This is a genomic window from Allobosea sp. TBD101 (genome assembly GCF_059817965.1).
In genome coordinates this window covers 3,469,576-3,495,953 of record NZ_CM187543.1, presented here as the reverse complement: position 1 = coordinate 3,495,953, position 26,378 = coordinate 3,469,576, and the positions used below count along the sequence as shown (strand labels likewise).

Sequence of the window (26,378 nt, the reverse complement as noted above, 5' to 3'; positions counted from 1 at the left end):
CGCCCCGGGGTCTCGGCCAGGGCGCCGCTGATTCGCCGGGCTTTTGGCGTCCGGCGTCTCGAACAGGATCAGAATTCGACGGAAGCGGAGAGCTTGAAGGTGCGCCCCGGCGCCGTCTGGAGTTCCAGCGGGTTGGCGGCCGCGGTCGATGCCGGCGACGGAACCTTCGCATAGGACGTTCCGCCGACGAGATTGGCGAAGTAGCGCTTGTCGAAGATGTTATCGACGCCGCCGCGCACAGTAATGGCGGAGGTCGGCTTCCAGCTCAGATAGGCGTCGAACACCGAGTAGCCGCCCTGCTTGAAGAGGGTGGGCGAGCTGGCGCGGGTCGCGCCGCCGGCGAAGGTGCCGATGACTTCGGCCTCGAGCCCGTATTCCGGCATCAGGTACTTCAGCCCGGTGACGGCCTTGAACGGATTGACGTCGAAGGGTGTGACGGGCAGGCCCGCCTCGACGCGCTGCTTGCCGTACTGGTAGCTGAGCGTCGCGCTCGCCAGCCAGCGCTCGTGGAAGCGCCACTCGGCCGAGGCCTCGACGCCGGAGATCTGCACCTGCGACAGGTTCCGGTAGGTGTAATCGTTCGTGCCGGGGATGTTGTACAGGGACTGAATGAAGTCCTTGTAGCGTGCGTGGAAGACGCCGACCGAGAACCAGCCATCGGCGTACTTGCCGCGGAAGCCGGCCTCGTAGGAGCGCACGCTTTCCGGCCGCAGATCCGGGCTCGGGATCAGGGTGAAGGTCGAGGACGGCAGCGAGGTATAGAGCTGCTCGGCCGTCGGCATCTTGAAGCCCTCGGCATAGCGGCCATAGACCGAATAGGTATCGTCGAGCTTGAAGAGCGTGCCGATCTGGGGAACCAGCCGGTGCGAGGTGAGTTCGCGCGGCTCCTTGCCCTTGGTGGCCTGGTAGCCCGGCCCCGGCCGTGGATCGATGTTGTAGTTCGCGTAGCGCAGGCCGGGCGTGATCGTCCAGCGGCCGGATAGCAGCTCGATCTCGTCCTGGAGATAGAAATCGTAGCGGTTCGTCGTCGAGTTCGCGAAGTTGAAGCCGCCTGCGATCGTTGTCGTCGTCACGCCGGTGGTGAGATTCCGCACGTCGTCGCGACGCTCGTAGTTCGTCTTGGTGATGTCGCCCTGGAAGCCGTAGGTCAGGCGGTGGAAGCTCGAGCTCAGCGCGAAGCTCGACTTCGCCTGGATGTCGAGCTGTGAGAACTGTTCGGAATAGTCGTGCAGGCCGCGTGTCAGCCGTTGCTGGCCATTGGCGAGCCTCTGCAGGTTGTTGGTGACGAAGGTCCGCTCCTGCGGCGAGAACGACGCCTGCCAGCGCACGGAATCGAGGAAGCTCAATCCGGCCTGCCATTCGTGCTCGAATGCGACCCGCTTGCGGCTCTTGACCTGGTTGCGGATATTCGGCCCGTTCCGAATGCCCGCGCTCACGACGTTGTAGTTGTAGAGCTGGTTCACCGTCGAATCGCTGTCGTAATATTCGCCGGTCAGCTTGAAGGTATGATCCGCCGTCGGCTTGAAGACGAGCTTGGCGAAGCTGTTCCAGACGGTGACGTCGAGCGGATTGAGCTTGTCGCAGCCAAGGAAGCGCAAGGTCGGCACCGGGCAGCCCCAGCGGCCGCCATCGGCGCGCGCCTTGCTCAGCCGTGCCTCTTCGGCGCTCTTGTGACTGACGCCGATGATGCCTTCGAGCATCGGCGAGAAGCGGAAGGCCGCGATCCCGGTCTTCACGAAGGAGCGGTCGAGGCTGTCATAGCTGGTGCTCAGCCGGGCCGCATAGGGCTTGTCCTTGCCCTTCAAGAGATCTTCCGGGTCCAGCGTTCGGTAGGCGACGATGCCGCCGAGCGCGTCCGCACCCCAGAGCACCGAGCCGGGACCACGGACGATCTCGACATTCTTCAGGAAGGGCAGGTCGACGAAATCGCGATTGCCGTCGGTGACACGCTCGATCACGCGGGAACCGTCGACCTGCATCTGCACGCGGTTGCCGCCGACGCCACGGATGGTGAAACCGCCGTAATTGCCGAACGGGTCCGTGGCGGTGGTGATGCGGTTGACACTGACGCCAGGCTGGTAGCGCACCAGATCCTGCGTGTCGCGCGTGATCCGTTCGTCGAGTTCCTGCCGGGTGATCACGCTGACGGTGCCGGGAACATCGAGCACCTGTTTCTCGCCGCGCGACGCCGTGACCGTGATCTGGTCGAGCGAGATCATCTGTTCGCTGCTGCGCCCTTTGGCCTGCGGCGTTTGCGCCTGTGCCACCGAAAGCGCCGTCGTCGACAGCAGCGCTGTCAGGAAAACCAGTCTAGAATTATTATTCATTACGTAACCCCAGTCCCATGTCCGGGGCGTGTAATGGTCTAGCGAAAGGATTCGCAAGTTGATTCTTTGTGAATCTATAATATAATAATTGATATAATTCAAAACTGAGCGTTGTATATAATATAATTATTGTAAGGCGCGGGTTTGTAGAAGGGGTTGCAGACTGATTGAGAGATTGATTGTTCGAGATGTTCGCTGTTCTGGCGCGGTGTCTGTTGGCTTCAGCGTTGCGACAGGCGCTTAGATCAGCGCCAGAAAGTGCAGCCCGACGAAGCAGCCGGCGCCGCCGGCGATCAACAGCAGTGGATTGATCGGCGTCAGCAACAGCAGGGCGGTCGAGGCGAGCGCGGTGCCACGGCCGAGCCAGCCGCTGTCGAGCGACTGGATCAGGACATAGCTCGCCGCCAGGATCATCCCAGCCGCGACGGGCCGTAAGCCCTTCTCAAGCGCACGCAGCAGTCGGGCGCCCTCGTAGCGCGACCAGATATGGGCGACGCCGTAGATCAGGAAGGCGGTCGGCCCGAAGATGCCGGCGGTGGCCGCAAGCGCGCCCCAGAACCCGGCGATCTGCCAGCCGATCAGCGTCGCCAGCAGCGAGCCCGGGCCGGGCGCCAGCCGCGCGATGGCGAAGGCATCGACGAACTGCGCGGCGCTCATCCAGTGATGCGCCTCGACGATCTGGCGGTGCATGTCGGCGATGGCGCTCTGGCCGCCGCCGATGGTCACCAGCGAGAGCGGCAGGAAGACGAGCAGGATGCTGAAGGGCAGGGATTGCATGCTGTGGCGCTCAGCCGTCCCGGTAGGTCACGGCGACGCTGAGCGAGCCGAAGCCGAGCACCGTCCAGAGCAGCGGCCATTTCAGGATCGCGACGGCCACGAAAGTCGCGGCCATGATCGCGAGCGGGAACAGCCGGCGCGGCACGCGCCTTGCCGCGGTCAGCCCCATCGCCAGCGACAGGCCGATCGCTGCCGAGGCCGCGCCGCTGAGCGCGACATGGCTGAGCTCATAGCCGGCAAGCGAGGCGAAGACGCTGCCGATCAGGACGATGACGAAGGCGGCCGGCACGACGATGCCGAGCCAGGAGGCGATGGCGCCGTTGCGCCCGCCGAGCCTGTAGCCGATCCAGATCGCCATGTTGGTGACATTGACGCCGGGCAGGGCCTGCGCGACCGAGAGCCCGTTGAGGAAATCCTCCTCGCTCATCAGGCGTCGCCGCTGCACGAATTCGCGGAGCATCCAGCCGCTCAGGCCGCCGCCAAAGCTGGTCAGCCCGATCCGCGCGAAGATCAAAAAAAGTTGCAGCGCGCTCGGGCGCTCTGCCAAGGCATCCGGCATCTGATTCTGCGTCCTGAGACGGCTGGCGAATCCAGAAAGCAGGCTTCGCCGGGATTGGCCAGCGCTGAAGCGCATTGCCGGCATGACCATGGGTGCAAACTACCCTTGTCATTCCGGGGCTTCGCGCAGCGAAGAACCCGGAACCCACGACTGGGCGAGCCGCTCGCAACCGAACACACGATGTCTCACCCGGTCGTGGGTTCCGGGTTCGCGCCTGCGGCGCCCCCCGGAATGACAAGAGGGGGGCGGGCAGGCGCGGCCAGAAATTGGCCGTGTCACCTAGCGCGGCGGCGTGTCCGGTCGTCGCAAGGTCCGTTTGACGGCGCGTTTCAACTGGTCGCCGGCCTTGCGCACCAGTTCGCGGTTGCTGCCGCGGCGACCCTTTCCGGGCGACAGGGCGGTGAGCGGCAAGGGCGTTTCCTTGTCTCGCGGCGCGGCCCTTCCGGGTGGTGCCGCCTCGGTCGGCACGAGCACGAGCTCGGGTGCGCTGACCGGCAGCGCTGCCATGGCGGGGTCGACGAAGGCCTTGATCGGGAGATGGTCGGAAGCGACGCGCGCCAGCGGCGAGTCGTGGACCGCGACCTCCGACAGGATTTCGGGGCGGTTGGCGATGATCCGGTCTAGGGCCAGCAAAGGCAGACCGGCCGGGAAGCTCGGCACCGGCACCGGCATCGCGCCGAAGGCGGCATCGAGCGCGCTGAGCGCCGAGCGGCCGCCGAGGCGCCATTCGTTGAGGTCGCCGAGCAGGAGGGTGGGGCGCTCGTCCCGGCTGCGCATCAGGTCGATGATCATGCGGGCCTGCTGCGAGCGCGAGCGCCTGAGCAGGCCGAGATGCGCCGCGACGATCCTGAGCGCCGCTCCGCTTTCGAGGTCGATGTCGACGACGAGCGCGCCGCGCGGTTCCAGTCCCGGCAGCGAGACCTGATGGACGTCGCGCACCAAGCCCTGCCGGAACAGCACGACATTGCCGTGCCAGCCATGGGCCGCGGCATTGGCGCTCTCGACGGGAACCGGCATGAGGCCGGTTTCCTCCTTCAGTCGGGCGAGATCGAGCAGGCCGTGGCGGGCGCCGAAACGCTTGTCGGCTTCCTGCAAGGCGATGACGTCGGGCGCGATCTCGCGGATCACCTGCGCGACCCGGCCGGGATCGAAGCGGCCATCGATGCCGACGCATTTATGGACGTTGTAGGAGGCGACCAGCGTGCCGCCGGAGCGTCCGTCCGCGCCGGCCGGGATGGTGCCGGGGCGGTTCTTACGCTGGCGCAGCGAGGCGATGATGCTGGCGGGCAGGCTCTGGCTCTTCTTCTGCATCGCTCCGCCGGCTCGTGCTCCGGATCCGCTTGGTCGAACGGGAACCGGCATAGGCATTCATGGCATCAGGGGTATGACCGCTGCGGCTCAGAGATAGGGTGAGCCGAGCCAGATCAGCCTGTCGATCAGACGCATGACATAGGGCCGGGCGCGCAGGCCGGCAAGCGTGACCGGGGTCGCAGTGGCCATCACCGTCTCGATCCGGCGCTCGATCGCGCGGGCGAAACCGTGGTCCAGAACCTCGAGGTCGATCTCGAAATTCAGACGCAGAGAGCGCGGGTCGAGATTGGAGGAACCGACATAGGCCCAGCTGCCGTCGATGGCGAGGAGCTTGGAATGGTCGAAGGCGCCGGTTGAGCGCCAAATCCGGCAGTAATTCTTCAGAATCTGGTCGAATTGCGCAGTCATGGCCCGGTCGACCAGCACGAGATTGTTCACCGAGGGGACGACGATATCGATGTCGACACCGCGCCGTGCCGCGGTGACGAGCGCGCTGATCAGTTCCTGGTCCGGCAGGAAATAGGGCGACATGATCCGGACCGAATGGCGCGCCACCGACAGCGCCCCGATCAACAGCTTGTGATTGGTTTCGAGATAGGAATCCGGCCCGGTCGGCACCGCGCGCGCCAGCACCGGCATGCCGCCGCGCGCCAGTGCCGGAATCTCCCAGGCGGGGCCTGCGAGTGCTTCGCCTGTGGCGAAGCACCAGTCCTCGGCCGCGACCGCGAAGAGATCGGCCACCACGGGGCCTTCGACACGGAAATGCGTGTCATGGGCGAAGGCATCGCCGGCGAATTCGCGGGTGAAGCCCTCGCGGATGTTCATGCCGCCCATGAAGCCGACCGTGCCGTCGACGACGATGATCTTCCGGTGCGTCCTGAGATTGGCGTAGGGCAGCCTGAGGCCCACGATGATGTTGCCGTTGAAGACGTCGACGGCGACACCGCCCTCGCGCAGATGCCCGGCGATGCTCGGCACGGAATAGCGCGCCCCGACTGCGTCGATCAGCACCCGCACCGCGACGCCGCGTCGATGCGCCTCGATCAGCGCGTCGGCGATGCGCAGGCCGAGCGGATCGCGGTCGAAGATATAGCTTTCCAGGATGATGCTGCGTTCGGCCACAGCGATCGCGGCGAGCATCGCGGCATAGGCCGCGTCGCCGGTCTCCAGCGTCTCGATGCGGTTGCCTGTGGTCAGCGGATGGCGGGCGACACGGTCGCCGAGCGTCTTGAGCGCGAGGAAGCGCCGGCCGAAATGCGTCCCGACGACTTCGTCCTCGACATGGAAATCGGCGGCGGCCATGCCGTGGCCCGGCCGCTGCGCCAGGATCGAGGCGCGCCGGATGCGGTTGACCCCGGCGATGGCGTAGAGCAGCGGCCCGACGATCGGCGAGAGGATGATGACGCCGACCCAGCCGATGGCGGCACGCACCTCGTCCTTCGTCATCACCGCATGCGCGCCGGCGACGGTCGACGTCACGACGGTGATGACCGCGAGGATATGCGGCCAATAGGTTGAGAGAATCTCCCACATGCGGCCAAGGCTAGCGCGGGGACGGGCTCTCCGCCATGCTCAGCCGAGTTCGATCGTTCCGGCGCCCGGTGGCTGCATGATCTTCGCAGCGCGAGCATCCGGGCCGTCGCGATCACGGCGATGGCTGAGATGGCGGTCGCCAGCGAGAACAGGCAACCGTAGCCCATCGCGTCGGCGACCTTGCCGGAGACCGTGACCGAGGCTTCCGGCGCCAGCGAACGGCCGATATCTGGGGAATCCGCGGATTGCGGTGCTGACCGCGCCGCCGGTCGCGCCCGCACCATAGAGGCTGGAGGCACCCGCGACGAGTTCGATCCGCTCCACCATGTTGAGATCGATCAGTGAGGGGATGCGCGAGACGTCACGCCGCGGCGCGTTCGTCGGCATGCCGTCGCTCATCACCAGAAGCTGTTCGGGGCCGAGGGCCGGACCTTTTCCGGTCATGTGCTGGAGCGCCGGCTCGACCGCGCCTGGCAGCGGCTGGTCACGGCCGAGGCTGCGACCCTGGCCATCAGCGCCGTCGCTTATGAGGTCGGTTTTGGTGGTCTCTCCTATTTCAACCGCTGCTTTCGCAAGCGCTTCGGCCGCCCGCCCTCGCAGATCAAGGCCCTGGCGTCAGCGGCGAGACCTGGTCCGCGTCACCCTCTGGCAGGGGCATGGGGACGGCTGGAAGACTCGACTCGCCTTCCGGCCGGGAGCGTTCTATAAAAGAACAAAGAGAGAACAATTATCGTACTCCCATGCCAGAGACCGCACCGACCCTGTCCGATCTGCGCCGCAGCCTTGCTGAGGCCGCTCTGCGGAGCGGTCCGGCCGCGGCCGGCCGGATCGGTCTCGGCGTGCCTGCTCTGGACGAGGTCCTGAACGGCGGGCTCGTAAGGGCCGCGCTGCACGAGATCTACGCCGCTGAGGTCGCCGATCTCGCCGCTGCGACCGGTTTCGCGCTCGGACTCGCATTGCGGGCGGGGCAGGGCGAGGAGAAGGCCGATGAACGCACCATTCTCTGGGCGCGGCAGGATTTCGTCGATGCCGAGACCGGGCGACTCCATGCGCCGGGGCTGAACGAGCTCGGGCTCGATCCGGCGCGCCTGCTCCTGGTCCGGGCGCGCGATGGCGAAGGGGTGCTTCGGGCCGGGGCTGAAGCGGCGCGCTGTGCCGCGTTGGGCGCCGTGCTGATCGAGCCTTGGGGCGAGCCGCGCCCTTTCGACCTGACGGCGAGCCGCCGGCTCGCCCTCGCGGCGGAAGCCTCGGGCGTGCCGGTACTGCTGCTGCGCGTCGCGGCCGCCGAGGCACCGAGCGCGGCGCGCACGCGCTGGCAGGTGAGGGCGCTCGCCTCGCGGGCTCTGGAGGCGAATGCGCCGGGCGCCCCGGCCTTCGCCCTGAGATTGCTGCGCCAGCGCGGCGGCGCGGCCGAGCGTGAGTGGCGTGTGGAGTGGGACCGTGACCGACATTGCTTTGCGGAACGCAGCCTTTTCGACCGAGCTTCCCGGACAGACCATGCCGCGCCGCTATCTCGCCCTCTGGTTCCCCTATCTGGCGACGGACAGGTTGCGGCGGACGGGCGCGATACCGGCCTCCGGCGCGCCGGCTGAGAAGCCGCATGTCCTGACCGGGGTGCAGGGCAACGCGCTGCGCCTCGTCGATTGTGACCAGCGCGCCGTCGCTCTCGGCCTGACGCGGGGGATGACGCTGGCCGATGCCCGCGCCCGCATTCCCGATCTCGTTGCATTGGAGACGCAGCCGCAGGCCGACAACGAATTCCTCGAAGCGCTCGCCGGTTTCTGCGACCGCTTCACGCCGCTGGTCGCGCTCGACGAGCCGCATGGCCTGATGCTCGACATCACCGGCTGCGCTCATCTCTTCGGTGGCGAGGCGGGGCTCGGTAATCTTGCCGGGCGCGCCATGCAGCGCGGTGGCCTCAAACTGAAAGCCGCCATCGCCGGCACGCCCGACGCCGCTCGCGCCTGCGCCCGCCATGGCCGGGGTGGCATCGTCCCCCCCGGCCAGGAAGAGGCGCTGCTGCGTTCACTGTCGACTGCCGCGCTCGATACCGACGCCGAGACCGTGATCGCGCTCTCCCGCGCCGGCCTCAAGACGCTCGACCATCTCGCGGAGCGTCCCTCTGAGACGCTCTCCGCCCGCTTCGGCGAGGCGCTGGCGGTCAAGCTCCGGCGCATCCTCGGCCATGAGGACCGCCGCATCACGCCCTTGCGCTCGCCGCCCGATTGCGTAGTCGAGCGTCACTTCGCCGAGCCTTTTGCCGATACCGCGAGCCTAGAGACCGTCGTCGTCAGGCTGATCGGAGAGGCAGCCCGTGTGCTGGAAGCGCGCGGTGAGGGCGGGCGCGTCTTCGAACTCGGCTTCTTCCGCAGCGATGGCGCCGTGCGCCGCCTCGCTATCGAGACCGGCCGCCCGTCACGCGACGCCGGGGCGCTGCTCCGGCTCTATCGCGAGCGCGTCGAGACCCTGGCTGATCCGCTCGATCCGGGTTTCGGCTTCGATGCGATCAAGCTCGCCGTGCCGCTCTGCGAGCCGCTCGACACGCCCCAGCACAGCCTCGACGGCCGGGCGGTCGAGGAGGAGGCGGTGGCCGATCTGGTTGACCGGCTCGTCACGCGCTTCGGCCGCAATCGCGTGCTGCGCTTCGCGGCGCAGGACACGCATCATCCCGTCCGTGCTGCCAAGGCACTCTCGGCCGCAGCGCCGTTGCCGGAAACGCCTTGGTCCGCGCCCGAACCGCAGGAGCCGCCGGCCCGCCCGCTCCAGCTCTTCGAGCCGCCCCAGCCGGTCGAGGCCATCGCGGAGGTCCCCGATGGACCGCCGATCCGCTTCCGCTGGCGGCGCCTCATCCATGACGTCGCCCGCGCCGAAGGCCCCGAGCGCATCGCCCCCGAATGGTGGCGTGACGGCTCGGACGAGCCGATGCGCGACTATTACCGCGTCGAGGATGCGCAAGGACGCCGCTTCTGGCTTTACCGCATCGGTTTCTACGAGGCCGACAGCGCTCCGCCGCGCTGGTTCCTGCACGGGCTCTTCGCATGAATCAGATTGCGAATGCCTTCGTCGAACCCGTTGCCGCCACGCATTTTTCCTTCCTGCGCGGCGCCTCGCCGGGGCCGCATATGGTGCTGACGGCGCTGCTGCTCGGCTATTCCGGCATCGGCATCGCCGACCGCAACACGGTGGCGGGCGTCGTGCGCGCCTGGGCAGCGCTGAAGCAGTTGCGCGAGGATGGCCTGCCGGCGCCCGACAAGGTCAGGGAAGGTGGCAGCCCCGGCGAGTATTACTGGGCCGAGAACCCTGAATTCGCCGCCCTGCCTTTCACCCCCGCGCAGATGAAGGCGAAGGCGGAGTGCTTCAAGCTCGCGACTGGCACCCGCCTCGTCTTCGCCGACGGCACGCCCGATATCGTCGTCTACCCTGCCAATCGCGCCGGCTGGGGCCGGCTCTGCCGTCTGCTCAGCCATGGCAACCTGAAGGACGGCGTGAAGAAGGGCGAATGCCGTCTCGTTCTTGACGACCTCCTGAACGATGCCCGCGACCTGCTGCTGATCCTGATGCCCGCGCGCAGCCTCGATAGCCTGCCCGCATTGCTCGCCCGGCTCGACGAGGCCGCGCCCGGCGCGGTCTGGCTCGCCGCTAGCATGCACCGGCGTGGCGACGACCGCCGCCGCCTCGCGCGCCTCAGGAATATCGCCGCCGCGACCCGCACCCCGCTGATCGCGACCAATGACGCGCTCTACGATTCCATCGCCCAGCGCGACCTGCAGGACGTGCTGACCTGCATCCGCGAGGGCACCACCATCGAGCGGGCCGGGCGCCTGCTCGAATCCAATGCCGAGCGCCATCTCAAGCTGCCGCAGGAGATGGCGCGCCTCTTCCGCGACGCGCCCGAGGCCGTCGCCGAGACGCAGGCCCTGTTCTCCCGCATCGAGTTCGATCTTGGCGAGCTTGAATATGAATATCCCGACGAGCCGATTCCGCCCGGTTGGAAGGATCAGGACTGGCTGGAAGAGCTGGTCCGTCAGCGCAGCCTGATCTGCTACCCGGAAGGAGTGCCTGCAAAGGTGGCAGGGCTGCTGACCAAGGAGCTTGTGCTGATCAAGAAGCTCAAATACGCCCGTTACTTTCTGACCATCCGCCAGATCGTCGAGTTTGCCGACAGCCGGGGCATCCTCTGCCAGGGCCGTGGCTCGGCCGCCAATTCCGCTGTCTGCTACGTGCTCGGCATCACCGCGGTCGACCCCGCCGAGAATGACGTGCTGTTCGAGCGCTTCATCTCCACCGAGCGCCGCGAACCACCCGATATCGATGTCGATTTCGAGCATGAGCGGCGCGAGGAGGTGATCCAGTGGATCTACGGGAAATACGGCCGCCACCGCGCCGGCATCGCCGCGACCGTGATCCATTACCGGCCGCGTAGCGCGATCCGCGAGGCCGGCAAGGTGCTGGGCCTGACCGAGGACGTCACCGCCCGCATCGCCGATACCAATTGGGGGAGCTGGGGCAGCGAGATCGGCGATGCCCGCGTCCGCCAGGCCGGGCTCGATCCGACCAATCCGACGATCCGCCGCGCCGTCGATTTCGCCACCCGGCTATTGGGCTATCCGCGCCATCTCTCGCAGCATGTCGGCGGCTTCGTGCTGTCGCGCGGGCGCCTCGACGAGACCGTGCCGATTGGCAATGCCGCGATGGAGGACCGCACCTTCATCGAATGGGATCGCGACGACATCGACGAACTAGGGCTGATGAAGGTCGATGTGCTCGCGCTGGGCATGCTGACCTGCATCCGCAAGGCGTTCGATCTGATCAAGGCGAACGGAGGAAGGGATTACGCGCTCGCCGATCTCAAGGATGGCGACGAAGCGACCTATGATATGCTCTGCGAGGGCAAGTCGCTTGGCGTCTTCCAGGTCGAGAGCCGCGCCCAGATGAACATGCTGCCGCGGCTCAAGCCGCGGAAATTCTACGATCTCGTCATCCAGGTTGCGATCGTCCGGCCCGGCCCGATCCAGGGCAACATGGTCCATCCCTATCTGAAGCGGCGGGCGGGGATCGAAGACGTGACCTATCCGGCTCCTTCGCCGGAGCATGGACGGCCGGATGAGCTGTTCGAAGTCCTGAACAAGACCGAAGGCGTTCCGCTCTTTCAGGAACAGGCGATGCGGCTCGCCATGGTTGCCGCCAAATTCTCCGACATCGAAGCCAACGGCCTGCGCAAGGCGATGGCGACCTTCCGCAATGCCGGCACCATCGGCAATTACGAGACGATGATGGTCGAGCGCATGGTCGCACGCGGCTATGAACGCGATTTCGCCCAGCGTTGCTTCGAGCAGATCAAGGGCTTCGGTAGCTACGGCTTCCCGGAGAGTCATGCGGCCTCCTTCGCCAAGCTGGTCTACATCTCCTCCTATCTCAAGAAGCACTATCCGGCGGCTTTCGCTGCCGGATTGCTGAATTCCCAGCCGATGGGCTTCTATGCTCCGGCCCAGATCGTACGGGAGGCGGAGGAGAACGGCGGCGTCGAACCACGGCCGGCCGATGTCAATTCCAGCTTTTTGGACAACAGCTTGGAAGCTGTTTCGGAAACAAGTTCTTACCGCGATCGGCCGCGCCAGGAGAGCGGGAGAGACCCCTTCGCCCTGCGGCTCGGCTTCCGCCAGATCGACGGCTTCAAGGATGAGTGGGGCCTCGCCATTGCGGAGGAGCGGGAAGCTGGCGGCCCTTACCGCGACGTCGAGGAGCTGATGCGTCGAGCCAGTCTACCCGCCCGCGCCATGCGTCTGCTCGCCGATGCCGATGCCTTCCGCTCGCTGGGCCTCGACCGGCGCGAGGCGCTCTGGGCCGTGCGGCGCCTGCCGGACGATCCCGCTTTGCCGCTGTTCCAGTCCGCGCAGGCCCGCGAGCTGGGCTCGGAACGGAGCATGGCGCTGCCGCTCATGCCGCTGGCCGAGCATATCGTCGCCGATTACCAGATCGTCCGGCTCTCGCTGAAAGGGCATCCGATGCAGCTCCTGCGCCCGCGCTTCCGGCGCGAGGGCGTGCTGAGTTGTGCGGAAACCGAGGCGAAGCCCGATGCCGCCTTCGTCCGCACGGCAGGCATCGTGCTGGTGCGCCAGCGGCCGGGCAAGGGCAACGCCATCTTCGTCACGCTGGAGGACGAGACCGGCATCACCAATGTCGTGATCTGGGCGCGATTGTTCGAGCGCTTCCGCCGCGAGGTCATGGGCGCGCGATTGATGCTGGTCGAGGGCCGGGTCCAGAAAAGCGTCGAAGGCGTCACTCATCTCATGGCGCAGCGCATCGCCGACCGTTCGATCGATCTGCTCTCGCTTTCGGATACGCATCGCGCCGAGGTGCCGATGCCCATCGACGAACTCAAGAACCCGCCGCTGCCGCGCCATCGCCATCCGCGCAATGTCCGCATCCTCCCGAAATCGCGGGATTTCCATTGAGCGGCAGGTGTTTCGCATGGTCTTAGCCATCTCCATGCGGGTCATCCCGGGCGACCGAAGGGAGACCCGGGATCCATTCCGGAGCCTCTATTCGATAGGCTCCGGAATGGATCCCGGATCGGCGCGACTTCGTCGCTTGTCCGGGATGACGGCGAGGAGGAGGCAAGGGCGGAGCATCGCTCGAGGCGTCGTCGGAAACGTCCGCCAAAACAAACTTCTCCAACGGAAGTGAAATAAGAAAAAACACGCTACCTACTGTAAATTGAACCTTTGTTGCCATGGGTATAAGTGGGTCGTTCGATTTACCGAACAGGCGGCCACGACCATGGCGAATGGCTTCGGCTCGGACGAACCCACCGCGACCACGCCGGCAGAGGCGCTGCTGGCGCATCGCGCAGCCGCGCTCGATGCGGCGTTCGGCAAGGCGGATGTTGCCGGGCGTCTCGCCGGCATTATCGCGGAAGCGAACGGGCGCGTGGTCTTCACCACCTCCTTCGGCCTCGAAGATCAGGTCCTCACCCATTTCATCGCGACGGCGAAGCTGCCGGTCACCTTTGCGACGCTCGATACCGGCCGACTCTTTCCCGAGGTCTACGCTCTCTGGCAGGAGACCGAGGAGCGCTACGGCATCATGATCCGTCCCTACTACCCGCGTCATGACACGCTCGAGCTTCATGTTCGCCAGAACGGCATCAACGGCTTCTATGCCTCGCGCGATGCCCGCAAATCCTGCTGTGATATCCGCAAGGTCGAGCCGCTCGGCCGTGCACTCGCCGGCGCCGATATCTGGCTGACCGGCCTGCGCGCCGACCAGTCGGCGGCTCGCGGCGGGGTAAAGCTGGCGGAGGCCGATGCGGCCCGCGGCCTCGTCAAGGCGAGCCCGTTGATCGATTGGACGCGTGAGCGCGCGCTCGCCTTCGCGAAGGAGAACGCCGTGCCGCTCAACCCGCTGCACGGGCAGGGTTTCGTCTCGATCGGTTGCCAGCCCTGCACCCGCGCCATTCGCCCCGGCGAGCCCGAGCGGGCCGGGCGCTGGTGGTGGGAGGACGACGCGGCCAAGGAATGCGGCCTGCATGTCGGGCAGGACGGCAAGCTGGCGCGCGCCGCGCGCTCGGCCACGGAGGTGCGCCAATGATCCAGCTCAGCCATCTCCAGAAGCTCGAGGCGGAAGCGATCTTCATCATCCGCGAGGTCGCGGCGACCTGCGACAAGCCGGTTCTGCTCTATTCGATCGGCAAGGATTCCGCCGTCCTGCTGCATCTCGCGATGAAGGCGTTCTACCCGGCCAGGCCGCCGTTTCCGCTGCTCCATGTCGACACGACCTGGAAGTTCCGCGAGATGATCGCCTTCCGCGACGAAACCGCGAAGCGGCTCGGGCTCGACCTGATCGTCCATATCAACCGCGAGGGCGTCGAGGCCGGCATCAATCCCTTCGCCTCCGGCTCGCGCGTCCATACCGATGTGATGAAGACGCAAGGGCTGAAGCAGGCGCTCGACCTCCACAAGTTCGATGCGGCCTTCGGTGGCGCGCGCCGCGACGAGGAGAAGAGTCGGGCCAAGGAGCGGGTCTTCTCGCTGCGCTCGCCCGAGCATCGCTGGGACCCGAAGAACCAGCGCCCGGAGCCCTGGCAGCTCTTCAACACCCGCAAGCATCGCGGCGAGAGCTTCCGTGTGTTTCCGCTCTCGAACTGGACCGAGCGCGACGTCTGGGACTACATCGCGCTGGAGAACATCCCGGTCGTGCCGCTCTATTTCGCGGCGCCGCGCCCCGTCGTGCAGCGTGGTGGCGCCTGGATCATGCGCGACGACGAGCGCATGGAATTGCGGCCCGGCGAGGCCGTCGAAACCCGCATGGTCCGCTTCCGCACGCTGGGCTGCTATCCGTTGACCGGCGCGGTCGAGAGCGAGGCGGCGAACCTCTCCGACATCATCGCCGAGATGCGCTCCTCCCGATCCTCCGAGCGGCAGGGCCGCGTCATCGACCATGACGGCTCCGGCTCGATGGAACAGAAAAAGCAGGAAGGCTATTTCTGATGGGCTTCGCGCTCGCCAAAAAGAAGGCACCGAAACCGGCGCAGGCACCGCTTCCGGCCAATGATGCGCCCGCCACCAGCGAAGCCGGCCAGCATTCGCTGCTGCGCTTTATCACTTGCGGCTCGGTCGACGACGGCAAGTCGACCCTGATCGGCCGCATGCTCTACGAGGCCGGTGCGGTCTTCGACGACCAGCTCAGCGCCCTCGACAGCGATTCCCGCAAGTTCGGCACGCAAGGCGAGGCGCCCGATTTCGCGCTTCTGGTCGACGGTCTGTCGGCCGAGCGCGAGCAGGGCATCACCATCGATGTCGCCTATCGCTATTTCGCGACGCAGACGCGCAGCTTCATCGTCGCCGACACGCCCGGCCACGAGCAATACACCCGCAACATGGCGACCGGCGCCTCCACCGCCGATCTCGCCATCATCCTGGTCGACGCGCGCAAGGGCCTGCTGCCGCAGACGCGGCGCCACTCCTTCATCGTCTCGCTGGTCGGCGTGCGCCATGTCGTGGTCGCCATCAACAAGATGGATCTCGTCGGCTATGACGCGGACATTTTCGAGCGGATCGCGAATGATTATCGCGCGGCGGTGCAAAACCTCGGCTTCGCCTCGATCCGTTTCATCCCAGTTTCTGCCCGCGACGGCGAGAACGTCATGCGCCCGTCGGCGCTGATGCCCTGGTATGACGGCCCGGCGCTGCTGCCCTATCTCGAAAGCGTCGCGATCGCGCGCGCCGCGCCGGCCGATGAGGGCTTCGTCCTGCCGGTGCAATGGGTCAACCGGCCCGACCTCGATTTCCGTGGTTATGCCGGCACGCCCGTCGCCGGCCGCGCCCGCGTCGGCGATCCCGTCGTGGCGCTGCCCTCCGGTCGCTCCAGCCGCATCGCGCGATTGATCGGTGCTGCCGGCGAAGCCAGCCAGATCGCCGCCGGCCAGGCCGCGACGGTGACGCTGGAAGACGATATCGACATCTCGCGCGGCGATGTCATCGCAGCGGTCGGCGCGGCATTGCCGGTGAGCCGTGGCCTCAAGGCGCGGCTGCTCTGGACCGGCGAGCGCGCCATGCTCGAAGGTGGCCAGTTCCTGGTGAAGCTCGCGACGCAGAGCGCCAATGCCACGGTCGAGACGCTGCATCACAGCATCGATATCGAGGGCTTCCAGGCGCTGCCGGCGCAGAGCCTGGGCATGAACGGCATCGGTCTGGTGACGCTGCGCCTCGATCGTCCCCTGGTCTCGCTGCCCTATGTCCGCAGCCACGAACTCGGCGGTTTCATCCTGATCGATCGCATCAGCAACGAGACGGTGGCCTTCGGCTTCGTCGAGCCGGGAGAGAATGATGCCCAGCGTGCGGTTGGCGAGGGCGGGGCGCTGGCGCGGGCGCAGCGTGGCGTCATCCGCATCGTCGGCCGGTCGGGCACGCCGGATCGCAGGGTCTGGCTTGCCGGCGTGAGCTGGCGCGTGCTGAGCACGGCCGGACTGTTCGCAGCGGCTTTCGCCTTGACGGCCAATGCGGCGGCGTCCCTGGCGCTGGCCTTCGGCGACATCCTGCTTCGGCCGGGCCTGCGGGCACTGCATATGCGGCTCTGGCGCAAGGCGCCGGCCGGGACCTTGCAGGACGGCGCGGGGATCTGACGACGGCGGGTCTTTCTTCCCCTTTTGTCATTCCGGGGCACGCCGCAGGCGTGAACCCGGAACCCATGACTGGGTGAGACATTCAACGCTCGGCTGCCGGCGGTTCACCCGGTCGTGGGTTCCGGGTTCTTCGCTCCGCGAAGCCCCGGAATGACAACCGAGGCTCCGGCTTTATCTCGGCAACTTGCACGCTACCGCGCGACCACCGCCGTCGCCTCGATCTCCAGCAGCGCCTCCGGCTCGACCAGCGCCGTCACCGCGACCACGGCCATCGCCGGGAAATGCCGGCCGAACACCTCGCGATAGGCCGGGCCCATATCCTTGAGGCTGGCGCGATAGGTCGCGATATCCGTGACGTACCAGGTCAGCCGCACGATATCCTCGACGCGCCCGCCACCGGCCTCGACCACCGCCCTGATATTGAGGAAGGTCTGGCGCAGCTGGCCGATGAATCCCTCAGCGAAGACGCCCTCGGCATCCCAGCCGACGAGCCCGCCGGTCACCAGCACGCGGCCTTCCGCCACCATGCCGTTGGCGTAGCCACGCGGCTGCGGCCAGCCTTCGGGCAGGATGGCGCGGGATTGCGGGAGTTCGGACATGGTGTGTCGCCTCGGTTTCGGCCGTTCGGGCTCTGTTGGACGGAAAATCAGGTCTTGGCTTGCGCCATCTGGCGCAAGGCGAAGCGTTGCAGCTTGCCGGTCGCCGTCTTCGGCAGGACCGGGACGAATTCGATGGCGCGCGGATATTTGTAAGGCGCGATGCCGGCCTTCACATGCTCCTGCAGCGCCTTGGCCAGCGCGGCGTCGCCGGTGACGCCCTCGCGCAGCACGACATAGGCCTTCACGATCTGCCCGCGCTCGGGGCAGGGCGCGCCGACCACGCCGCACTCCGCTACCGCCTCATGGGTCAGCAGGCAGGCTTCGACCTCGGGCCCGGCGATGTTGTAGCCAGCCGAGACGATCATGTCGTCGGAACGGGCCTGGTACCAGAAATAGCCGTCCGTATCGCGCAGATAGGTGTCGCCGGTGATGTTCCAGCCGTCGAGGACATAGACCGCCTGCCGCGGGTCGGCGAGATAGCGGCAGCCGGTGGGACCGCGCACGGCGAGACGCCCGGGTGTGCCGTCGGGCACGTCGCGCCCTTCGGCATCGACGATCTTCGCCTCGTAGCCCGGCACCGGAATCCCGGTCGAACCCGGCCGGATCGCCTCGCGCGGCGCGCCGATGAAGATATGCAGCATCTCGGTCGCGCCGATGCCGTCGAGCAGTTTCATGCCGGTCCGCGCCTGCCAGGCGTCGAAAGTCGCCTTGGGCAGCGCCTCGCCGGCCGAGACGCAGATCCTGAGCGAGGAAATGTCGCGCCCGTCGAGCTTGTCGAGCATGGCGCGATAGGCGGTCGGTGCGGTGAAGACGACGCTGACCTTGTGCCGCTCGACCGCGTCGATCAGATCGGCCGGGCCGGCCTTCTCGGGCAGCACCATCGCCGCGCCGATCCGCATCGGGAAGAGCACGAGCCCGCCGAGCCCGAAGGTGAAGGCGAGCGGCGGCGAGCCGGTGAAGCGATCGTCCGGCGAGGCCTTCAGCACGCGCGCGCCATAGCAGTCGCAGATCGCCAGCATGTCCTGGTGGAAATGCATCGTGCCCTTGGGCTCGCCGGTGGTGCCGGAGGTGAAGGCGATCAGGCAGACATCGTCGCGGGCCGTGTCGGCCGCTTCGAAATGCTCGTAGCCCGGCTGCGCCATCAGTGCTTCCAGCTCGCTGCCGTCGCTGCCGAAGGCGACGATGCGGGCAAGTTCCGGCACTTGCGCCCTGGCGCTCTCCAACTCGGCGGTGAGGCGGTGGTCGCAGAGCGCGAGCGCGATCCTGGCCTTGCGCAGGGGATAGGCGAGCTCGCCCGCCCGCAGCATCGGCATGGTCGCGACGGCGACGCCGCCGGCCTTGATCACCGCGAGATAGGCGGCGACCATCATCGGCGTGTTGCCGGCGCGCAGCAGCACGCGGTTGCCGCTGACCACGCCGAGATCGCGGGTCAGCACATTGGCGATGCGGTTCACCTGCTCGGCAAGATCGGCATAGCTCCAGTGCAGATCGTTGGCGATCACCGCCGTGCGTCCGCCGCGCCCCTCGGCGATGTGCCGGTCGAGCAATTCCACGACGCAGTTCAGCCGCTCGGGATAGGCCAGCCCTGCTTCTTTCAGTCTCAGATCGGGCCAGCTTTCGCGCGGCGGCAGGTTGTCCCGCGCGAAGCTGTCTTCATGTCCCGATCTCGCGAACCCGGTTGCTGTCATTCCGTTCCCCTGCCTTTCCGGCATGTGTCTTGAGCAGGTCGCGCGCGATCACGACCTTCTGGACCTCGCTTGCGCCCTCGTAGATGCGCAGCGCCCTGATCTCCCTGTAGAGTTCCTCCACCTTGACGCCCTTGGTGACGCCGAGACCGCCATGGATCTGGACGGCCCGGTCGATCACGCGCTGGGCGTTCTCGGTCGCGATGAGTTTCGCCAGCGCCGCTTCGCGGGTGACGCGCGCCGCGCCACGGTCCTTGGTCCAGGCGGCGCGATAGACGAGCAGGGCGGCGGCATCGACCTCGGCGGCGCTGTCGGCGATGGCCGCCTGCGAGAGCTGGAGGTCGCCGAGCGTGCCGCCGAAGAGCTTGCGGCCATTGGCGTGCGCCAGCGTCTCGTGCAGCGCCCGCCTCGCGAAGCCGAGCGCGGCGGCGCCGACTGTCGAGCGGAAGATGTCGAGCGTCGCCATCGCGACCTTGAAGCCGTCGCCGGGCCCGCCGATGCGGTTTTCGAGCGGCACGCGGCAGCCCTCGAAGCGCAGGGTCGCCAGTGGATGCGGCGCAATCACCTCGATACGTTCGGCGATGGTCAGTCCGGGCGTATCGGCCTCGACCAGGAATGCGGAGAGCCCGCGCGCGCCGGGCGCCTCGCCCGTGCGAACGAAGACGACGTAATGGTCGGCGATGCCGCCATTCGAGATCCAGCTCTTCTCGCCGTCGATGCGGACATGGGTATGGCCGTCCGGCGTCGCGGTCGTCGCCATGGCGGCGACGTCCGAGCCGGCTTCCTTCTCGGAGAGGGCGAAGGCGGCGATGCGTTTGCCGGCCGCGACATCGGGCAGGATGCGCTGCTTCATCGTCTCGGAGCCGGCGATCGAGATCGAGCCGGTGCCGAGCCCCTGCATGGCGAAGGCGAAATCGGCGAGCCCGTCATGCGCGGCCAAAATCTCGCGGGCGAGGCAGAGCGTGCGGACATCGAGCTTGTCGGAGAGCCCGCCATAGGCAGCAGGCACGGCCGCCTTCAGGAATCCCGCCGCGCCGAGCGCCGCGACGCGCGCCCGGCAGGCCTCGTCGACTTGCGTATGCGGCAGGTCCGCCAGATAGGAATCGGCCCAGCCGGAGAGCTCCGTGGCAAAGGCACGGTGGCTCTCCCCGAAGAACGGCCAGTCCAGCGTATCGCCGAGGATGTCGAGGCCGAGGGGGGAAGCGCTGCCCATCTCAGTTGCCCTCGAAGACCGGCTTCTGCTTGTTGGCGAAGGCGTGGTAGGCGCGGGAAAAATCCTCTGTCTGCATGCAGAGCGCCTGCGCCACGGCTTCCGCCTCGATCGCGCTCTCGACCGACATCGCCCATTCCATTTCAAGCATGCGCTTGGTCATGGCATTGGCGAAGGTCGGGCCATCGGCGAGTTCGGCAGCAAGCGTCTGCGCCTCGATCAAAACGGCCTCCGGCGCGCAGAGCCGGTTGAGGAAGCCCCAGCGTTCGGCTTCCTCGCCTTTGAGCACACGGCCGGTATAGAGCAGCTCGGCGGCGCGGCCCTGGCCGATGATGCGCGGCAGCATCGCGCAGGCGCCCATGTCGCAGCCGGCCAGCCCGACGCGGTTGAACAGGAAGGCAATCTTGGCTCCGGCCGTGCCGAGACGGAGATCGGAGGCCATCGCGACGATGGCGCCCGCGCCGGCGCAGACGCCGTCGATCGCGGCGATGATCGGCTGCGGGCAGGCCCGCATCGCCTTGACCAGTTCGCCGGTCATCCGGGTGAACTTGAGCAGGTCCTTGGTCTCCATCGCGACCAGCGGACCGATGATCTCGAAGACATCGCCGCCCGAGGAGAAATTGCCGCCGGCGCCGGTGACGACGATCGCCTTGACGTCCTCTTCCTTCTGCGCGGCGAGGAAGAAATCCGTGAGTTCGCGATAGCTTGCGAAGGTCAGCGGATTCTTTTTCTCAGGCCGGTTCAGCGTCACCGTCGCGACCTTGCCGGAAACCGAGAGGGCGAAATGCTCCGGCTTGAAGCCGGCGAGCGGCAGGGTCGTGGCATTGGCGGTCAGGGCCATCAGGCATCTCCCTTGGCGGCTTCGCCGGCCCGCCCCGCGATGGCGCGATGCAGCGAGCTCTTGGTCTCTCCGAGCAGCCTGAAGAGCTGCGCGATGGCGGGCTGGTCGAGCCCGGCGAACAACTCGGCGATCCAGTCCTCATGGCGCTCGGCCATGGCGCGGAAGACCTTGCGGCCCTGTGCCGTCAGGGTGAGGATCTGCACACGCCGGTCCTGCGGGGCGGAGCGCTTGTCGACGAGCCCGTCGGTCACGAGCCCGGCGACGACGGCGGTGACATTGCCGTTCGAGACCATCAGGCGCTGCGACACCTCGCCCACGGTCATGCCGACCACGCTCTTGTCGAGCTGCGCCATCAGGTCGAAGCGCGGCAGCGTTGTCTTGAATTCCTCGCGCAGGCGATTGCGGATCTCGGTCTCGATCAGGGTCGAGCAGGTCAGCATCCTCAACCACAGGCGCAATTCGTCCTTGTGGTCGCCGGGGCGCTCGCTGGCCTTGGTCTCGCGGTCGAGGATGAGCGAAGAGGGAGGTGTTTCCATCTCAGAACTCCCCGCCATTGACGAGCAGCGACTGGCCGGTGACGGCATCGCTGCCCGGTCCGCAGAGATAGAGCACGGCGGCCGCGACTTCTTCCGGTGCGATCAGCCGTCCCTGCGGATTGTCCTTGATCATGGCCGCAAGTGCCTCCTCGCGGCTCTTGCCGGTCTTGGTCGCGACATTGTCGATGCTGGCGGTCGCCATGTCCGTGTCGGCATAGCCCGGGCAGACGGCGTTCACAGTGACGCCGGAGCGCGCCGTCTCCAGCGCCAGCGATTTCACCAGCCCGACCACGGCATGCTTCGCCGCCGTATAGGCGCTGACATAGGGGTAGCCGCGATGCCCGGCGGTTGAGGCGATGGCAATCAACCGCCCGCGACGGCGCTCCAGCATCGCCGGCAACGTGGCGTGGAACAGGTTCACCGTGCCGATCAGGTTGATGTCGAGCATGCGGCGGAAGCGCTCGCTGTCGCTGCGCATGAACGGGCCGGTCTCGACCGCCCCCGCATTGGCGATGGCGATATCGAAGGCATGCTGGCGGGAGAGCCGGTCGAGCGCCGCGGAGACCGAGGCTTCGTCGCGCACATCGCAGGCCGCCCAATCGGCCGCGGCCCCGTTGGCGACGGCCTCCTTCAAGGTCGCCTCGTCGCGTCCGAGGATGCTGACCTTGGCTCCGGCCTGCGTCAGTGCGGCGGCAATGGCCCGGCCGATTCCGCGTCCGCCACCTGTTACCAGTGCACGCTGTCCCTGCAGTGTCATGGCCATTCGACCTCCGCGGCAAATATATTTTAAGTCTGAAGGAATTTGCAAGCGGGCTGACAGGGAACGGGAAATGGCGCCATCTCGCAGTGCAAAATGCCATGCTGGCAATGCGTTTTGCCGTATGCGACGCACGTGTGACCGCCGGAGAGGTCGCAAAAGCCTCTTGAGTTCGAAAATATTTCAGGCTTAAAATAATTCCTCAAGCCGGGTCGGCCGGCTCCCGGATGGAGGCGTCGATGCGTATCGCGGTCGTGGGCGGAGGGCCGGCGGGGCTCTATTTCGCGCTCCTGATGAAGCGGGACTGGCCGGAGCTGACGGTCGACGTCTTCGAGCGCAACCAGCCGGACGACACCTTCGGCTTCGGCGTGGTCTTCTCTGACCAGACGCTCGACACCTTCAGGGCGGCGGATGCGCAGAGCTATGCCGCGATCCGCGATAATTTCGCCTACTGGGACGATATCGAAATCCACTTCAAGGGCGACAGCTACCGCGTGCCCGGCAACGGCTTCTGCGGCTGCTCGCGCCGCTCGCTGCTGATGCTGGTGCAGGCGAGGGCGCGCGAGCTCGGCGTCAACCTGCATTTCGGCAGCGAGGTCGCCGATGCCGAGACCCTGAAGCGCGATTACGATCTCGTCGTCGGCGCCGACGGCATCAATAGCCGCATCCGCGAGAACTGGCGCGAGCGCTTCCAGCCGCAGACCGACCTGCGCCCGAACCATTTCACCTGGATGGGCTCGACCCGCCCCTTCGACGCCTTCACCTTCTTCTTCAAGGAGACGGAGCACGGCGTCTTCATCGCCCATTGCTACCAGTACGAGGCCGGCCGCTCGACCTGGGTGCTGGAGACCGACCCCGAGACCTTCGCGAAGGCGGGGCTCGGCGCGATGGACGAGGCGCAGTCGGCCGCCTTTCTCGAAGGCGTCTTCGCCGAGGAACTCGAAGGCCACAAACTCATCACCAATCGCTCGCTCTGGCGCAATTTCCCGATGATCCGCTGCCGCCATTGGGTGGTCGAGAATGTCGTGTTGATCGGCGACGCCAAGGCGACGGCGCATTTCTCGATCGGTTCCGGCACCAAGCTCGCGATGGAGGACGCCATTGCGCTGCACAAGGCGATGGGGCAGGCGAAGCTCGATGTCGCCGCCGGCCTAAAGCTGTTCGAGACGCAGCGCCGCGAGGAGGTCGAGAAGACCCAGCATGCGGCCGATGTCTCGCTGGTCTGGTTCGAGGAACTGAAGCGATTCTGGGATTTCGAACCCCTGCGCTTCGCCTTCGGCCTGATGACCCGCTCCAAGGCGATTACCTATGACAACCTGGCCCTGCGCGCGCCGGAAATGGTGACAGCGGTCGACAGGCTCGTCGCCGATGGGCTCGGGGATCTCGCGAAACGGCGCAAGGACGGCTCGCCCGTCCCGCCGGCCTTCCAGCCCTTCAAGCTGCGCGAGATGCGGGTCGAGAACCGCATGACGCTCTCGCCGATGTGCCAGTATTCGGCTGATAACGGCCTGCCGGGCGACTGGCATCTGATGCATTACGGCTCGCGCGCCATCGGCGGCCCCGGCCTGATCTTCACCGAAATGACCTGCGTCGCGCCGGACGCCCGCATCACCCCCGGCTGCACCGGTTTGTGGAATGACGAGCAGGAGGCAGCCTGGAAGCGGATCACGGCTTTCGTTCACGCGAATTCCGCCGCGAAGATCTGCCTCCAGCTCGGGCATGCCGGGCGAAAGGGCGCGACCAGGTTGATGTGGGAGGGCATGGACCGGCCTCTGCCGGAAGGCGCCTGGCCGATCGTCTCGGCTTCGCCGCTGCCCTATTATCCGGAAAGCCAGGTGCCGCGCGAGATGACCCGCGCCGAGATGGACCGGGTCAAGGCCGAGTTCGTCGCCGCCGCCGAGCGTGGCGAGCGCGCCGGCTTCGACATGCTGGAGCTGCACTGCGCCCATGGCTATCTGCTCGCCAGCTTCCTCTCGCCGCTGACCAACAAGCGCACGGACGAGTACGGCGGCCCGGTCGAGAACCGTCTGCGCTATCCGCTGGAAGTGTTCCGGGCACTGCGCGAGGCCTGGCCGCGCGAGAAGCCGATGTCGGTGCGCATCTCCGCGACCGACTGGGTCGAAGGCGGTCTCTCAGCGGCGGATTCCGTCGCGATCGCCGAGGCTTTCGCGGCCGAGGGTTGCGACCTCGTCGACGTCTCGACCGGCCAGACCGCACGGGAATCGCGCCCTGTCTATGGCCGCATGTTCCAGACGCCGTTCTCGGACCGCATCCGCAACGAGGCCGAGGTCGCGACCATGTGCGTCGGCAACATCACCTCCGCCGATCAGGTCAACACCATCGTCGCCGCCGGCCGTGCCGATCTCGTGGCGCTCGGGCGCCCGCATCTGGCCGACCCGTCCTTCGTGCTGCGTGCCGCCGCCTGGTACGGCGTCGATACCGATCAGCCGGTGCAGTACGGGCCCGGCAAGGACCAGCTCATGCGCAACACGCCGCGCGAACGGCAGGATCTGGAAGAGCTCAAACTCAAGGCCAAGCCGAGCCGCCACGCGGTCGCGAAATAAGGCCGCCGCCTAATTCCCTTCGGCCTCGCTCCGGCGTCCCGAAGGCGAGACGTCGGGGATGGTCGGCGCCATCGGCTTGCGCTCGCCGAACGGGTTGGCCGAGGGCGGGTTGCGCCGCAGCCGGAAGGCGAGATAGGCCGCCGCGGCCGCCGAGAGCAGGCCGAGATAGGCCAGGAGCCCGTTCGGCCCCGCGGCCTGCATGAAGGCGGCAGCAACCAGCGGGCCGATCGCGGAGCCCACCGCCCAGAGGAACAGCAACTGAGCGGAGAGGCCGAGCGCGCGTTCGCGGCCGAGCCGGAAATAGGCATGCGCGACGGCGACGGTGTAGATCGGCATCGCGCCGGCGCCGATCAGGGCGAACAGCCCGAACAGCCAGAAGCGCGTATGGGGAACGGAGAACCAGAGCACCGCTCCGAGCGCCAGCGAGCAGAGTACGACCGAGCCGGTGGCGCTCAGCATGATCTTGCGGCTGTCGACGCGGTCCGCCAGGAGCCCGAGCGGCCATTGCAGCACGAGCGCGCCGATCTGGATGCCGGCGGTGAGCAGGATCGCCCAGGCCTGGTCGAGGCCGATCAGGATGCCATAGGCCGGTGCGATATTGGTCAGCGCGCCACCCATCAGGCCGACATAGAGGCAGCCGATCACGGAGGCTGGCGCATATTGCCACATCGTGTTGAGGCGGACCGAAACGACCTCGCCCGATTCCGGCCCCTTGGCGCGGGTCATGCCGACCGGGATCAGCGCGATGGAGAAGGTCGCGCTCGCCAGCAGGAAGATGTCGTGTGACTGCAGCGAGACGTAGCCGACGCCGATCTGCGAGCCGATCAGCGCCAGGCGGTTGAGGATCTGGTAGAAGCCGAACAGCCGCCCGCGCTGGCCGGCCTTGGCCTGGCCGCTGATCCAGCTCTCGATGCAGATCGCGTGCCCGGCGCCGGCAAAACCCATGCCGAGCCGCGAGATGCCCCAGATATCGAGCGGCGTCAGCGCGAAGCTGATGGTGAAGACCGCCTGCAGGGCGGCGAAGACTGCGAAGGCGCGGATATGCCCGACGCGGCGGATGAACGCCGGTATCACGAAGCAGCCGGCGAGGAAGCCGACGGAATAGGCCGAGCCGACGAGGCCGATCAGCAGCGGCGCCTTCTGCTCCAGCGCCATCTTCAGCGGCACCACCGTGTTCACGATGGTCGAGGCGATCTGCAGGATCAGCGCGCCGCTGACGATCGCGCCGAGCGCTGCGACGGAACTGGTCCTCGGCTCGGCTGGCTGGCTCACGGCGGTCCCGGCCTCCGGCGCAGGCGCGTTGGAATCCTGCGACTCCGGCGGCTGCAACTCCTGCGGTTGCGATGCTTGCGACATATCCGATTCGAAGGCCGGTTTGGGAAAAATGGGCTGAGATTGCAGCCTTGCCGGAAAAGATGGGCCAATCGGGGCAGCCCACGAAAAATCCTCGTCTTTTTTCCTCCATCCTCCGGGCTCGATCGCGCCGTCTTTCGATGGTCATGCATCTCCGCGCCGAAGCCTGCTCCGCCGCGCGCGAATCGCGAAAATTTATCGAT

20 protein-coding genes and 1 pseudogene are annotated in these 26,378 nt (G+C 66.9%); 8 read left to right on the top strand and 13 right to left on the bottom strand.

Annotation, left to right across the window (positions count from 1 at the left end; all coding sequences use genetic code 11):
* Window positions 1-68 precede the first annotated feature (68 nt).
* From AC6RIC_RS16990 to AC6RIC_RS16965, 6 genes and pseudogenes are all read right to left on the bottom strand, one after another.
* Entirely contained in the window at window positions 69-2,327 is a 2,259-nt protein-coding gene (locus AC6RIC_RS16990) for a TonB-dependent hemoglobin/transferrin/lactoferrin family receptor (RefSeq protein WP_499733207.1), read from the bottom strand.
* Between the two features lie 240 nt (window positions 2,328-2,567).
* Entirely contained in the window at window positions 2,568-3,104 is a 537-nt protein-coding gene (locus AC6RIC_RS16985) for a chromate transporter (RefSeq protein WP_499733206.1), read from the bottom strand.
* Window positions 3,105-3,114: 10 nt separating this feature from the next.
* Window positions 3,115-3,663, bottom strand: coding sequence for a chromate transporter (locus AC6RIC_RS16980; RefSeq protein ID WP_499733205.1), 549 nt, complete (start codon window positions 3,661-3,663; stop codon window positions 3,115-3,117).
* 513 nt (window positions 3,664-4,176) lie between these two features.
* Window positions 4,177-4,974 (bottom strand): annotated as a pseudogene (locus tag AC6RIC_RS16975) (endonuclease/exonuclease/phosphatase family protein); the annotation flags it as partial.
* An 87-nt stretch (window positions 4,975-5,061) separates the two neighbouring features.
* A complete protein-coding gene (locus AC6RIC_RS16970; RefSeq protein ID WP_499733204.1) occupies window positions 5,062-6,507 on the bottom strand; it encodes a phospholipase D-like domain-containing protein in 1,446 nt (481 codons plus the stop codon).
* Window positions 6,508-6,546: 39 nt separating this feature from the next.
* Entirely contained in the window at window positions 6,547-6,951 is a 405-nt protein-coding gene (locus AC6RIC_RS16965) for a TonB-dependent receptor plug domain-containing protein (protein WP_499733203.1), read from the bottom strand.
* On the opposite strand from AC6RIC_RS16965, the gene AC6RIC_RS16960 reads away from it, so the two are divergent.
* The 7 genes from AC6RIC_RS16960 to AC6RIC_RS16930 all read left to right on the top strand — a co-directional run bounded on the left by AC6RIC_RS16960 (window position 6,952) and on the right by AC6RIC_RS16930 (window position 16,630).
* Window positions 6,952-7,215, top strand: a complete 264-nt coding sequence (locus tag AC6RIC_RS16960) for a helix-turn-helix domain-containing protein (protein WP_499733202.1) — start codon at window positions 6,952-6,954, stop codon at window positions 7,213-7,215. It abuts the gene before it with no gap.
* Between the two features lie 32 nt (window positions 7,216-7,247).
* Entirely contained in the window at window positions 7,248-8,099 is an 852-nt protein-coding gene (locus tag AC6RIC_RS16955; RefSeq protein WP_499733201.1) for an ImuA family protein, read from the top strand.
* Window positions 8,005-9,549 (top strand): Y-family DNA polymerase, encoded by a 1,545-nt coding sequence (locus AC6RIC_RS16950; protein WP_499733200.1) that lies wholly within the window; start codon window positions 8,005-8,007, stop codon window positions 9,547-9,549. Before AC6RIC_RS16955 ends, AC6RIC_RS16950 begins: the two co-directional genes overlap by 95 nt.
* Entirely contained in the window at window positions 9,546-12,962 is a 3,417-nt protein-coding gene (locus AC6RIC_RS16945; protein ID WP_499733199.1) for an error-prone DNA polymerase, read from the top strand. The genes AC6RIC_RS16950 and AC6RIC_RS16945 overlap by 4 nt, the downstream gene beginning before the upstream one ends.
* A gap of 325 nt (window positions 12,963-13,287) precedes the next feature.
* A complete protein-coding gene (locus AC6RIC_RS16940) occupies window positions 13,288-14,097 on the top strand; it encodes a phosphoadenylyl-sulfate reductase (RefSeq protein ID WP_499733198.1) in 810 nt (269 codons plus the stop codon).
* Window positions 14,094-14,996 (top strand): sulfate adenylyltransferase subunit CysD, encoded by a 903-nt coding sequence (gene cysD / locus AC6RIC_RS16935; RefSeq protein ID WP_454657361.1) that lies wholly within the window; start codon window positions 14,094-14,096, stop codon window positions 14,994-14,996. The genes AC6RIC_RS16940 and cysD overlap by 4 nt, the downstream gene beginning before the upstream one ends.
* The gene (locus AC6RIC_RS16930; protein WP_499733197.1) at window positions 14,996-16,630 is read left to right on the top strand and encodes a sulfate adenylyltransferase subunit 1; all 1,635 of its coding nucleotides are present in this window, start codon (window positions 14,996-14,998) and stop codon (window positions 16,628-16,630) included. Before cysD ends, AC6RIC_RS16930 begins: the two co-directional genes overlap by 1 nt.
* A 191-nt stretch (window positions 16,631-16,821) precedes the next feature.
* Here the strand turns inward: AC6RIC_RS16930 and AC6RIC_RS16925 are convergent, their stop codons facing one another.
* The 6 genes from AC6RIC_RS16925 to AC6RIC_RS16900 are packed head-to-tail and all read right to left on the bottom strand — an operon-like array spanning window position 16,822 to window position 22,264.
* Window positions 16,822-17,229, bottom strand: a complete 408-nt coding sequence (locus tag AC6RIC_RS16925) for a RidA family protein (RefSeq protein ID WP_499733196.1) — start codon at window positions 17,227-17,229, stop codon at window positions 16,822-16,824.
* 47 nt (window positions 17,230-17,276) lie between these two features.
* Window positions 17,277-18,917, bottom strand: coding sequence for a benzoate-CoA ligase family protein (locus AC6RIC_RS16920; protein ID WP_499733195.1), 1,641 nt, complete (start codon window positions 18,915-18,917; stop codon window positions 17,277-17,279).
* A complete protein-coding gene (locus tag AC6RIC_RS16915) occupies window positions 18,883-20,127 on the bottom strand; it encodes an acyl-CoA dehydrogenase family protein (protein WP_499733194.1) in 1,245 nt (414 codons plus the stop codon). The genes AC6RIC_RS16920 and AC6RIC_RS16915 overlap by 35 nt, the downstream gene beginning before the upstream one ends.
* A 1-nt stretch (window position 20,128) precedes the next feature.
* Window positions 20,129-20,965 (bottom strand): enoyl-CoA hydratase family protein, encoded by an 837-nt coding sequence (locus tag AC6RIC_RS16910; protein WP_499733193.1) that lies wholly within the window; start codon window positions 20,963-20,965, stop codon window positions 20,129-20,131.
* The gene (locus AC6RIC_RS16905) at window positions 20,965-21,501 is read right to left on the bottom strand and encodes a MarR family winged helix-turn-helix transcriptional regulator (RefSeq protein WP_499733192.1); all 537 of its coding nucleotides are present in this window, start codon (window positions 21,499-21,501) and stop codon (window positions 20,965-20,967) included. Before AC6RIC_RS16905 ends, AC6RIC_RS16910 begins: the two co-directional genes overlap by 1 nt.
* A 1-nt stretch (window position 21,502) precedes the next feature.
* Window positions 21,503-22,264, bottom strand: coding sequence for an SDR family NAD(P)-dependent oxidoreductase (locus AC6RIC_RS16900; protein WP_454657354.1), 762 nt, complete (start codon window positions 22,262-22,264; stop codon window positions 21,503-21,505).
* A 233-nt stretch (window positions 22,265-22,497) separates the two neighbouring features.
* Here AC6RIC_RS16900 and AC6RIC_RS16895 point away from each other — a divergent pair, with 233 nt between their 5' ends.
* Window positions 22,498-24,822, top strand: coding sequence for a bifunctional salicylyl-CoA 5-hydroxylase/oxidoreductase (locus AC6RIC_RS16895; protein ID WP_499733191.1), 2,325 nt, complete (start codon window positions 22,498-22,500; stop codon window positions 24,820-24,822).
* Between the two features lie 9 nt (window positions 24,823-24,831).
* Here AC6RIC_RS16895 and AC6RIC_RS16890 read toward each other — a convergent pair whose 3' ends face one another.
* The gene (locus AC6RIC_RS16890; protein ID WP_454657352.1) at window positions 24,832-26,094 is read right to left on the bottom strand and encodes an MFS transporter; all 1,263 of its coding nucleotides are present in this window, start codon (window positions 26,092-26,094) and stop codon (window positions 24,832-24,834) included.
* Window positions 26,095-26,378: the final 284 nt, after the last annotated feature.

Coding starts and splice junctions, on each gene's coding strand:
- AC6RIC_RS16915 (WP_499733194.1), bottom strand. CDS start 20,127: ATGGGCAGCGCTTCCCCCCTCGGCCTCGACATCCTCGGCGATACGCTG.
- AC6RIC_RS16945 (WP_499733199.1), top strand. CDS start 9,546: ATGAATCAGATTGCGAATGCCTTCGTCGAACCCGTTGCCGCCACGCAT.
- AC6RIC_RS16955 (WP_499733201.1), top strand. CDS start 7,248: ATGCCAGAGACCGCACCGACCCTGTCCGATCTGCGCCGCAGCCTTGCT.
- AC6RIC_RS16940 (WP_499733198.1), top strand. CDS start 13,288: ATGGCGAATGGCTTCGGCTCGGACGAACCCACCGCGACCACGCCGGCA.
- AC6RIC_RS16950 (WP_499733200.1), top strand. CDS start 8,005: ATGCCGCGCCGCTATCTCGCCCTCTGGTTCCCCTATCTGGCGACGGAC.
- AC6RIC_RS16900 (WP_454657354.1), bottom strand. CDS start 22,264: ATGGCCATGACACTGCAGGGACAGCGTGCACTGGTAACAGGTGGCGGA.
- cysD (WP_454657361.1), top strand. CDS start 14,094: ATGATCCAGCTCAGCCATCTCCAGAAGCTCGAGGCGGAAGCGATCTTC.
- AC6RIC_RS16925 (WP_499733196.1), bottom strand. CDS start 17,229: ATGTCCGAACTCCCGCAATCCCGCGCCATCCTGCCCGAAGGCTGGCCG.
- AC6RIC_RS16980 (WP_499733205.1), bottom strand. CDS start 3,663: ATGCCGGATGCCTTGGCAGAGCGCCCGAGCGCGCTGCAACTTTTTTTG.
- AC6RIC_RS16970 (WP_499733204.1), bottom strand. CDS start 6,507: ATGTGGGAGATTCTCTCAACCTATTGGCCGCATATCCTCGCGGTCATC.
- AC6RIC_RS16905 (WP_499733192.1), bottom strand. CDS start 21,501: ATGGAAACACCTCCCTCTTCGCTCATCCTCGACCGCGAGACCAAGGCC.
- AC6RIC_RS16910 (WP_499733193.1), bottom strand. CDS start 20,965: ATGGCCCTGACCGCCAATGCCACGACCCTGCCGCTCGCCGGCTTCAAG.
- AC6RIC_RS16985 (WP_499733206.1), bottom strand. CDS start 3,104: ATGCAATCCCTGCCCTTCAGCATCCTGCTCGTCTTCCTGCCGCTCTCG.
- AC6RIC_RS16965 (WP_499733203.1), bottom strand. CDS start 6,951: ATGACCGGAAAAGGTCCGGCCCTCGGCCCCGAACAGCTTCTGGTGATG.
- AC6RIC_RS16930 (WP_499733197.1), top strand. CDS start 14,996: ATGGGCTTCGCGCTCGCCAAAAAGAAGGCACCGAAACCGGCGCAGGCA.
- AC6RIC_RS16990 (WP_499733207.1), bottom strand. CDS start 2,327: ATGAATAATAATTCTAGACTGGTTTTCCTGACAGCGCTGCTGTCGACG.
- AC6RIC_RS16920 (WP_499733195.1), bottom strand. CDS start 18,917: ATGACAGCAACCGGGTTCGCGAGATCGGGACATGAAGACAGCTTCGCG.
- AC6RIC_RS16895 (WP_499733191.1), top strand. CDS start 22,498: ATGCGTATCGCGGTCGTGGGCGGAGGGCCGGCGGGGCTCTATTTCGCG.